This is a genomic window from Delftia sp. GW456-R20 (genome assembly GCF_001622915.1).
Classification (GTDB): Bacteria; Pseudomonadota; Gammaproteobacteria; order Burkholderiales; family Burkholderiaceae_C; genus Comamonas; species Comamonas acidovorans.
The window spans coordinates 4,162,369-4,170,794 of the sequence record NZ_LWCN01000004.1 but is presented as its reverse complement, the minus strand read 5'-3'; the positions used below and the strand labels follow the sequence as shown (position 1 = coordinate 4,170,794).

The window sequence follows — 8,426 nt, the reverse complement described above, 5'->3', positions numbered from 1 at the left end:
AATCGTCCATGTCGGCGCGCGCATTGCCGCGCCGGGTGCCGTCCTGTGCGGGCGGCGATTTCAGGCTCAGGGGCAGGAAGGCGTTCTCGGGCCGCAGCGTCCAGGGATGGACCAGCAGCCCCGCACGGTGGGCATCGGCCACCAGTGCCGTGGGCGCCGCATTGGCGCCCTGCACCACGGGGATCACCATGCTCTTGCTCGGCCCGATGCCGTTGGCGTAGCGCGCAATCTCGGCCAGGCCTGCGGGCGTGACCATGTCGGCATAGCCGGGGCCCGTGCCGCGTGCCATGCTGTCATAGGGCTTGCCCTTGGGCGCCAGCAATTGCACCAGGCGCAGGCTGCTGCGCGCACGGATCCAGCGCAGGTTCTCGACCTCGAAGGACTGCACGAAGACTGGCGCCTGCGCATGGTTCCAGCCGTTGTCCGCAAGCAGCTTCAGCAGCACGGGCTCCAGCGGCAGGCCGATGGACTGGAAGTAGCTCGGGTGCTTGGTCTCGGGATAGATGCCTATGGTGCGGTTCGTGCGCGCGCTCTCCGCCTTTGCCAGGTCGATGACCTCCTGCAGCGTGGGCACCTCGAAACGGTCGTTGAACTGCACATTCGCCGGGCGGATCGCCGGGATACGTTCACGCGCACGCAGCGTCTTCAGCTCGGCCAGCGTGAAATCCTCCACGAACCAGCCCGTGATCGCCTGCCCGTCGATGGTTTTGGTGGTCTTGCGCGCCGCGAACTCGGGGCGGTCGGCCACGTTGGTCGTGGCCTCCTTGAGGCTGCCGTCGGCCGCCAGGATGGCGATGGCGTTCTCATGCCGCGCCACCAGCACGCCATCGCGCGTGATGACCAGATCGGGCTCGATGAAGTCGGCGCCCGCGCGTATGGCCTCCCGGTAGGCCTCCAACGTGTGCTCTGGCCGCAGTGCCGATGCGCCGCGGTGCGCGATCAGCGCGGGCCGGGGAGGCCAGTCCGCGGCCTGCGATGGGGGATTGGCGGCCTGCGGCGTGGCGCAGCCTGCCAGCAGCAGGCCGGCGGCCGCGCCGGCCAGGGCCAGCGCGCGGCGGCGTGGGAAGCGGTTCATGTCTGCCTTTCGGGTTCGCAATCCGTCGATTGTGCGCGCCACCCATGACACGGGCATGGACCGGACCGCCGCTCAGGCGTGCTCGAAATGGAAGACGGCCGTGCCCGCCATGAGATTGGGCAGGGTGCGCACGCTGCGGCCATCCTGCAAGCCGAAGGAGTCCAGGATGCGCAGCCGGTTGCGGGTGGCCAGCACCTCGAAGTCCTTGTAGGTGCCCACGCGGATATTGGGCGTGTCATACCACTGGTAGGGCAGGCGCCGCGTCACCGGCATGCGCCCGCGCAGCACGGACAGGCGGTTGGGCCAGTGCGCGAAGTTGGGGAAGGCGACGATGCCCGCGCGGCCTATGCGCGCCGTCTCCTGCAGCATGGTCTCGGCATTGCGCAGATGCTGCAGCGTATCGATCTGCAGCACCACGTCGAAGCTGTTGTCCTGGAAGATGGCCAGGCCGTCCTCCAGGTTCAGCTGCAGCACGTTCACGCCCCGGCGCACGCAGGCCAGCACATTGGCATCGTCCAGCTCCACGCCGTAGCCGGTGCAGCCGCGCTCGCGCTGCAGGTGCGACAGCAGGGCGCCATCGCCGCAGCCCAGGTCGAGCACGCGCGAGCCCTTGGGGATCAGGCGCGCAATCGCCTGCATGGTGTTCAGCTCGGTCATGCGGCCTCCTTGGCGGCTGTCGTGGTTTCCTGGGCGATGTTGTCAAAGTAGGAGCGCATCACCTTCATGTAGCGGGGGTCGTCGAGCAGGAAGGCGTCATGGCCGTGGGGCGCGTCGATCTCGGCGTAGCTGACGTCGCGGTTGTTCTCCAGCAGCGACTTGACCAGCTCGCGGCTGCGCGCGGGGGCAAAGCGCCAGTCGGTGGTGAAGCTCACCAGCAGGAAGCCGGCCTTGGCCACGGACAGCGCCCGGGTCAGGTCGCCGCCATGCGCGCGCGCCGGGTCGAAATAATCGAGCGCACGCGTGATCAGCAGGTAGGTGTTGGCGTCGAAGTAGCTGCTGAACTTCTCGCCCTGGTAGCGCAGGTAGCTCTCGATCTGGAACTCCACGTCCTGCGTGCTGTACTTCAGGTCCAGCCCCTCCCTCAGCTGGCGGCCGAACTTCTGGTTCATCACGTCGTCGCTGAGGTAGGTGATGTGGCCGATCATGCGGGCGATGCGCAGGCCCCGCGCCGGCACCACGCCGTGCTCGTAGAAATGCCCGCCGTGGAAATCCGGGTCGGTGACGATGGCGCGGCGCGCCACCTCGTTGAAGGCGATGTTCTCGGCATTGAGGTTGGGCGCGCTGGCCACGACCACGGCGTGGCGCATGCGGTCAGGATGGCGCAGCGACCACGACAGCGCCTGCATGCCGCCCAGGCTGCCGCCCAGCACGGCGGCCAGCTGGCCAATGCCCAGCCGGTCCAGCAGCCGGGCCTGGGCGTCCACCCAGTCCTCCACCGTGACCACGGGGAAGTCGGCGCCATAGATCTTGCCGGTGTCGGGATGCGCGTGCATGGGGCCGGTCGAGCCGAAGCACGAGCCCAGGTTGTTCACGCCGATCACGAAGAACCGGTTCGTATCCACGGGCTTGCCCGGGCCGATCATGTTGTCCCACCAGCCCTCGCTCTTGGCCTGGCCCTCGTAGACGCCTGCCACATGGTGGGAGGCATTGAGCGCATGGCAGACCAGCACCGCGTTGCTGCGATCGGCATTGAGCTGCCCGTAGGTCTCGTAGGCGAGGTCGTAGTCCCGGATCGAGCCGCCGCCCTGCAGCGGCAGTGGCTCGTCGAAGTGCATGGTTTGTGGTGTGGCGATGAAGGACATGAAAAAACCCGGCATCGCTAAAAACGAGGCCGGGTTCTCTGGTGTCGTCTTTAGCAGGATTTATAAAGCGCCCGCAAGCAGAAGCAAATCGGCGCATGAAGGCTCATTATGCCAAAACGCCCGTCCCCGGAAGGAACAGGGCCAGCACGCCCAGCACCAGGAAGATCACGGCCGACACCACATGCACCAGGCGTATGGGCACGCGCTTGACCAGCTTGTCGCCCAGCCACACCACAGGCGCGTTGGCCAGCATCATGCCCAGCGTCGTGCCGGCCACCACCCACAGGTAGGCGTTGTACTTGGCCGCCAGCATCACGGTGGCGATCTGTGTCTTGTCGCCCATCTCGGCCAGGAAGAAGGCCACCAGCGTGGTGCCGAACACGCCCCAGCGCGAATGCCCGGAGACCTCGTCCTCGTCGAGCTTGTCGGGGATCAGCATCCAGATCGCCATGGCGATGAAGGACAGGCCCAGGATCCAGCGCATGGCGTTCTCGCCCAGGTAGCTGGTGATCCAGGCGCCCACGGCACCGGCCAGCGCATGGTTGACCAGCGTGGCCACGAAAATGCCCGCAACGATGGGCCAGGGTTTGCGAAAACGCGCGGCGAGCACCAGCGACAGCAGCTGGGTCTTGTCCCCCATCTCGGCAAGTGCGACGACGGAGGTTGAAATCAGGAAGGCTTCCATGGTGTGGGGATTTATCCGGCCGGATAGAGCACGCATTGACCACGCTCCGACTCCGGCCTTTGGATCGGTGCGCGGTCAATGGTCTCGATCGGTCACACGCAGCATTGCACTGCACGCCGCATACGCCATAGGCCAGCGAAGGCCCAAGTTTGTTGACGCATGCATCCGGCTACTGAGCCGAACGATCTACTCCCCAAAGACTGAGGCGACGATCATAGCAGCACCCTGTTCCGCATGCCGACCACCACTGCCGCCACGGCACTTGCTTATGCGCTGCCGCAATTTCAGGGTTACTCCCAGGGGCATTCTGTGGCGGGCACGACGAATTTTTGCGAAACAGTAATAACGTGCGAAAACTTCTGCCACATAATGGGCAGGCTTTCGTTCGGGCTTCGGCTCAATGAGGGCGAGTGCGTTTGCGTCTCTAACGTTGTCATCCCGTGTTGACTCCCTAGGGCTCCATCGCGTTTTCCAGTTTTTTCAGGAGTCCTCCATGGGCAACAAGCTTTACGTCGGCAACCTGCCGTACACCTTCCGTGACAGCGATCTGGAGCAAGCCTTCAGCGAATTCGGCGCCGTCAACAGCGCCAAAGTGATGATGGAGCGCGACACCGGCCGTTCCAAGGGTTTCGGCTTCGTCGAAATGGGCAGCGATGCCGAAGCACAAGCTGCTATCCAAGGCCTGCACGGCCAAAACCGCGGCGGCCGTGACCTGGTGGTCAACGAAGCCCGTCCGATGGAGCCCCGCGCTCCCCGTAGCGGCGGCTTCGGCGGCGGCTTTGGTGGCGGCGGCGGTGGCGGCGGCTTCGGCGGCGGCAACCGTGACGGCGGCTACGGCGGTGGCGGCGGCCGTCGCAACAGCTACTAAGCACTCGCTTAGAGCTTGCGTTAGCAAAAAAATGGGGCCTTCGGGCCCCTTTTTTGTTGCCAAACGTTATCAGCTTGTGTTTTCGAGCATTTATCTTTTTGATTTTTGTGCTTCATAATTTGGTTTCGGGCAGACCCGTTCGAACGCTATGTGTTTAGGAAGGTTGGACAGGCTCTTGTATACAAAGAACCTGATGTCTGTGCGTCCTGAAGCCGAGCGCAAACCAGTGAGCATTGAGGAGTTGAGGAGTTTTTGATGGGCAATAAGCTTTACGTCGGCAACCTTCCCTATGGTGTGCGTGACAACGACTTGGAGCAGGCATTCAGCCAGTTCGGCGCTGTCACCAGCGCCCGGGTCATGATGGAACGCGACACAGGCCGCTCCAAGGGATTCGGGTTTGTCGAAATGGGCAGCGATGCCGAGGCACAGGCAGCCGTTCAAGGCATGAATGGCCAGCCATTGGGCGGGCGCAGCCTCGTGGTGAACGAAGCGCGCCCCATGGAACCCCGTCCCCCGCGCTCGGGCGGCTTTGGTGGCGGCGGCGGTGGTGGCGGCTATGGCCGTGGGGATGGCGGCGGCGGTGGCTACGGTGGCGGTGGCCGCGGTGATGGCGGAGGCTACGGACGAAGCGATGGCGGTGGCGGCGGTGGTGGCTATGGCCGTGGTGACGGCGGTGGAGGCGGCGGCTACGGCGGCCGTGGCGATGGTGGTTTCCGCAGCCCCTATGGCTCTGGCCCACGCAATGGCGGCCGTGGCGGCGGCTGGGGAAACAACAATAACAACGGAGAATGAGACCCCGGTCTCCATGTTCTCCCAAACAAGAAAAGGCTCCTTCAGGGAGCCTTTTTTGCGGGTGCAAGTTTATGCATGAACATATTCCCTGGGCACGACGAGCTTCAGGGATTTTTCGAATGACGATGTTTGCGCTTTCGTCCTACAAGCAGCCGATCAAACAAGGGGTTTGGCAGAATTTTCATCAAACGGCCAACCCACGCCATTTGCCAGGGGATGATGGCCAGGCTGCGCCCGTCATCAATGGAACGCCAGGCCCTTGCAGCAAACTCATGGGGCTGCAATAGGAATGGCATGCCATAGCGGTTACCGCGTGTGAGGGGTGTATCTACATAACCAGGAAGCAATGTAGTGACTTTTACGCCACTACTGCGCAATTCACCGCGAAGGCTTTCGCAATAGGCAATGACTGCAGCCTTGCTGGCGCAATAAGCACCATGTCCCGGCAGGCCGCGCAGCCCGGCCACGCTGGCGATACCGACCAACTGCCCGCTGCCACGCCGCACCATGGGCGCGATAAAGGGATGGAAACTGGCCGCCACGCCCATGGTGTTGACGGCCAGCACCTGCTGCATGGTGTCGATATCCTCGCGCATCGAGGTGTCCACACCCCAGCTGACGCCGGCATTGGCAATCACGACATCGGGCAGGCCCTGCTGCTGCTCACAGCGCCGGGCGGCAGCGATGATGCTGTCGGGCACGGCCACATCGGCCTCGTAGATGGCGAAGCGCGACGCCTCCAGGCCCTGCTGCGCAGCCCATTGCGCCATCACGTCGCCACGCCGCGCAACCAGTGCCAGCGACCAGCCTTGCTGGTAGGCATGCCAGGCCAGGGCCTGGCCTATGCCGCTGGATGCGCCGGTGATGAAGGCCAGGGGTGCCGGGCTGCGCGAGGATGTCGTCATGGCTTGTTCTCCATCGGCAGGCCTGCGCTTGCGCTGGCGCCTTACTTGGTCCTGGACGGCTGCAGGGTGCCGCGCACGCGGCCCTGCAGCTTCATCACCAGATCCAGGTTGCTGTACTGCATGCTGTCGGCCGTGAAACGGTCCTTGTCACGGGTCAGCACCACGGGCTGGTTGGAACTCACGCGCTCCTCGTTGGGCCAGGCGTGCAGGAATTCGCCCTGGAATTGCAACTGCGGCTGCGGTTGTTTACCTGCTGTCACAAATGGCTCGCGCGTGACGACGGCATTGCCAAACATCTGCACCTCGGAACCATCGGCATTGCTCAGCGCCCGCTTGGCGCTGCCGCGCGTGATGCGGCCTTCAGGCGAGACCGCGAACATGCGCACGTTGTCGATTTCGAGGGTGTCGGTATCCGGATAGTGGCGGCCCATGCTGCCCTCGATCTGGCTCTTGAGCCGCCCCGTGGCGTCGAAGCTCTTGATCGAGAAATCCTTCATGAAGTAGTCGGGCTCATGCGCCACGGCCTTTTCGGTGCCGCTGGCCACGGGTTGCGGTGCATTGCGCACCAGCCACCAGGTGCCCAGCGCCAGCAGGCCCATCAGCAGCACGGGCAGGTACAGGGAAAGCCGGTCACCGACGCGGCGCCAAGCCTGGATCATGATGCGTATTCCGCCAGCAGCCCGGCATAGGCGCCACGCGCGGCCAGCAGCAGGTCGCACAGCTGGCGCACCGCCCCTTCGCCACCGCTGCGCGGCGTGATCCAGTCGGCCACGGCCAGCACCTCGTCATGGGCGTTGGCCGGCGCGCAGGCAAAGGCGGAGCGGCGCATCACGGGCAGGTCGGGCCAGTCGTCGCCCATGGCTGCCGCCTGGTGCCACTGCAGGCCCAGCTCGCCCAGAATGGCCTCGGCGGCAGGCACCTTGTCTTCCGTGCCAAAGCGCGCATGCGTGACGCCCAGGTTGCTCAGCCGCAGGCGCAGGGCCGGCGAATCGCGGCCCGTCACCACGGCGGGCGTGATGCCGGCCTTTTGCAGCAGTTTCAGGCCATGGCCGTCCAGCGTGTTGAAGCGCTTGAGCACCTCGCCTTCGCCAGAGAACAGCAGGCCGCCATCGGTGAGCACGCCATCGACATCGAAGAAGGCCACCCGCACATCCTGTGCCAGCAGCAGCAGTTGTGCGTCCCAGTTCTGCACGGGCGTCAAAGGAGCGCGTGCCATCAGATCACCTTGGCGCGCATCAGGTCGCGGATATGGACCACGCCGCGCAGCTGGCGCTGCGCATCGGCCACCAGCACCGCGGTGATGCCGTGCTCCTCCATCATGCTGGCGGCGTCCACGGCCAGCGCGTCTTCGGCGATGGTGCGGGGCCCCTTGTGCATGACATCGCCGGCCTGCAGCGCGCGCAGGTCGGTGCCGGCCTCCACGCGGCGGCGCAGGTCTCCGTCGGTGAAGATGCCCTGCAGCACGCCTGCCGCATCGACGATGGCCGAGCAGCCCAGGCCCTTGGCGCTCATCTCGCGCATCAGTTCGACAAAGCTGGCATCGGCCCCGACCTTCGGCAGCTCATTGCCGCTGCGCATGACATCACGCACATGGGTCAGCAGCTTGCGGCCCAGCGCACCGCCCGGATGGGAGCGCGCAAAGTCCTCGGCGCCAAAGCCGCGCGCATCGAGCAGGGCCACGGCCAGGGCGTCGCCCATGGCCATCTGCGCCGTGGTGCTGGCCGTGGGCGCCAGGTTCAGGGGGCAGGCCTCGCGCTCGACACGGGTGTCCAGCACCCAGTCGGCATGGCGGGCCAGCGTGGATTGCGCGCCGCCGGTCATGGCCACCAGCGCAATGCCCTGGCGCTTGATGGCCGGCAGCAGCGCAGCGAGCTCATCGGCCTCGCCGCTGTTGGACAGCGCCAGCACCAGGTCAATGCCGGTCACCATGCCCAGATCGCCATGGCTGGCCTCGGCCGGATGCACGAAGAACGCAGGCGTGCCCGTGGAAGCCAGGGTGGCGGCCACCTTGCGCCCGACATGGCCGCTCTTGCCCATGCCCATCACGACGACGCGGCCGGACAGCCGCAGGATGCGCTGCACCACTTCGCCGAACACGCCATCGAGGCGCTGCGACATGGCTTGAAGGGCATCGGCCTCGATGCCCAGGGTGTCGCGGGCCAGGCGCAGGGCACGGGGCGTGTCCAGCGCATCCAGGGTGGCAGCATCAGAATTCATCTGGATGATTTTAGGCGGTCTGGCCATCCGGCGGCGGCGGTCGCCATCGGGCGCCTGGGTACACTGGCCCGTCTTCTCCAGC

Annotated in this window: 10 protein-coding genes; 2 read left to right on the top strand and 8 right to left on the bottom strand. The window is 65.4% G+C overall.

Annotation, left to right across the window (positions count from 1 at the left end; translation table 11 throughout):
* From A4F85_RS23985 to A4F85_RS23970, 4 genes are all read right to left on the bottom strand, one after another.
* Positions 1–1,075 (bottom strand): glycerophosphodiester phosphodiesterase (locus tag A4F85_RS23985; RefSeq protein WP_197485508.1); only part of this gene is annotated, 1,075 nt, incomplete at its 3' end.
* Between the two features lie 72 nt (positions 1,076–1,147).
* A complete protein-coding gene (metW, locus tag A4F85_RS23980) occupies positions 1,148–1,732 on the bottom strand; it encodes a methionine biosynthesis protein MetW (RefSeq protein ID WP_012207840.1) in 585 nt (194 codons plus the stop codon).
* Positions 1,729–2,877 (bottom strand): homoserine O-succinyltransferase MetX, encoded by a 1,149-nt coding sequence (gene metX / locus A4F85_RS23975; RefSeq protein WP_012207841.1) that lies wholly within the window; start codon positions 2,875–2,877, stop codon positions 1,729–1,731. Before metX ends, metW begins: the two co-directional genes overlap by 4 nt.
* 106 nt (positions 2,878–2,983) lie before the next feature.
* Positions 2,984–3,562, bottom strand: a complete 579-nt coding sequence (locus tag A4F85_RS23970; RefSeq protein ID WP_034397481.1) for a TMEM165/GDT1 family protein — start codon at positions 3,560–3,562, stop codon at positions 2,984–2,986.
* Positions 3,563–4,055: 493 nt separating this feature from the next.
* On the opposite strand from A4F85_RS23970, the gene A4F85_RS23965 reads away from it, so the two are divergent.
* Both A4F85_RS23965 and A4F85_RS29870 read left to right on the top strand, forming a co-directional pair.
* Complete coding sequence (locus A4F85_RS23965; RefSeq protein WP_012207843.1) at positions 4,056–4,430, top strand: RNA recognition motif domain-containing protein; 375 nt, start codon at positions 4,056–4,058, stop codon at positions 4,428–4,430.
* A gap of 255 nt (positions 4,431–4,685) precedes the next feature.
* Positions 4,686–5,222: an RNA recognition motif domain-containing protein gene (locus tag A4F85_RS29870; protein ID WP_082848255.1), complete on the top strand. Its 537-nt coding sequence runs from the start codon at positions 4,686–4,688 to the stop codon at positions 5,220–5,222.
* Between the two features lie 104 nt (positions 5,223–5,326).
* On the opposite strand, the gene A4F85_RS23955 is transcribed toward A4F85_RS29870, so the two are convergent.
* The 4 genes from A4F85_RS23955 to A4F85_RS23940 are packed head-to-tail and all read right to left on the bottom strand — an operon-like array spanning position 5,327 to position 8,344.
* On the bottom strand, positions 5,327–6,127 hold the full coding sequence (locus A4F85_RS23955) for an SDR family oxidoreductase (protein ID WP_063327886.1): 801 nt from the start codon (positions 6,125–6,127) through the stop codon (positions 5,327–5,329).
* 41 nt (positions 6,128–6,168) lie between these two features.
* Complete coding sequence (lptC, locus tag A4F85_RS23950) at positions 6,169–6,786, bottom strand: LPS export ABC transporter periplasmic protein LptC (protein ID WP_013804806.1); 618 nt, start codon at positions 6,784–6,786, stop codon at positions 6,169–6,171.
* Positions 6,783–7,343, bottom strand: a complete 561-nt coding sequence (locus A4F85_RS23945) for a KdsC family phosphatase (RefSeq protein WP_012207847.1) — start codon at positions 7,341–7,343, stop codon at positions 6,783–6,785. The genes lptC and A4F85_RS23945 overlap by 4 nt, the downstream gene beginning before the upstream one ends.
* Complete coding sequence (locus tag A4F85_RS23940) at positions 7,343–8,344, bottom strand: KpsF/GutQ family sugar-phosphate isomerase (RefSeq protein WP_013804807.1); 1,002 nt, start codon at positions 8,342–8,344, stop codon at positions 7,343–7,345. Before A4F85_RS23940 ends, A4F85_RS23945 begins: the two co-directional genes overlap by 1 nt.
* Positions 8,345–8,426 lie beyond the last annotated feature (82 nt).

Excerpts from the sequence above, each read along its gene's own strand:
- A4F85_RS23965 (WP_012207843.1), top strand. The coding sequence starts at position 4,056 with ATGGGCAACAAGCTTTACGTCGGCAACCTGCCGTACACCTTCCGTGAC.
- A4F85_RS23945 (WP_012207847.1), bottom strand. The coding sequence starts at position 7,343 with ATGGCACGCGCTCCTTTGACGCCCGTGCAGAACTGGGACGCACAACTG.
- lptC (WP_013804806.1), bottom strand. The coding sequence starts at position 6,786 with ATGATCCAGGCTTGGCGCCGCGTCGGTGACCGGCTTTCCCTGTACCTG.
- A4F85_RS23940 (WP_013804807.1), bottom strand. The coding sequence starts at position 8,344 with ATGAATTCTGATGCTGCCACCCTGGATGCGCTGGACACGCCCCGTGCC.
- A4F85_RS23970 (WP_034397481.1), bottom strand. The coding sequence starts at position 3,562 with ATGGAAGCCTTCCTGATTTCAACCTCCGTCGTCGCACTTGCCGAGATG.
- metX (WP_012207841.1), bottom strand. The coding sequence starts at position 2,877 with ATGTCCTTCATCGCCACACCACAAACCATGCACTTCGACGAGCCACTG.
- metW (WP_012207840.1), bottom strand. The coding sequence starts at position 1,732 with ATGACCGAGCTGAACACCATGCAGGCGATTGCGCGCCTGATCCCCAAG.
- A4F85_RS29870 (WP_082848255.1), top strand. The coding sequence starts at position 4,686 with ATGGGCAATAAGCTTTACGTCGGCAACCTTCCCTATGGTGTGCGTGAC.
- A4F85_RS23955 (WP_063327886.1), bottom strand. The coding sequence starts at position 6,127 with ATGACGACATCCTCGCGCAGCCCGGCACCCCTGGCCTTCATCACCGGC.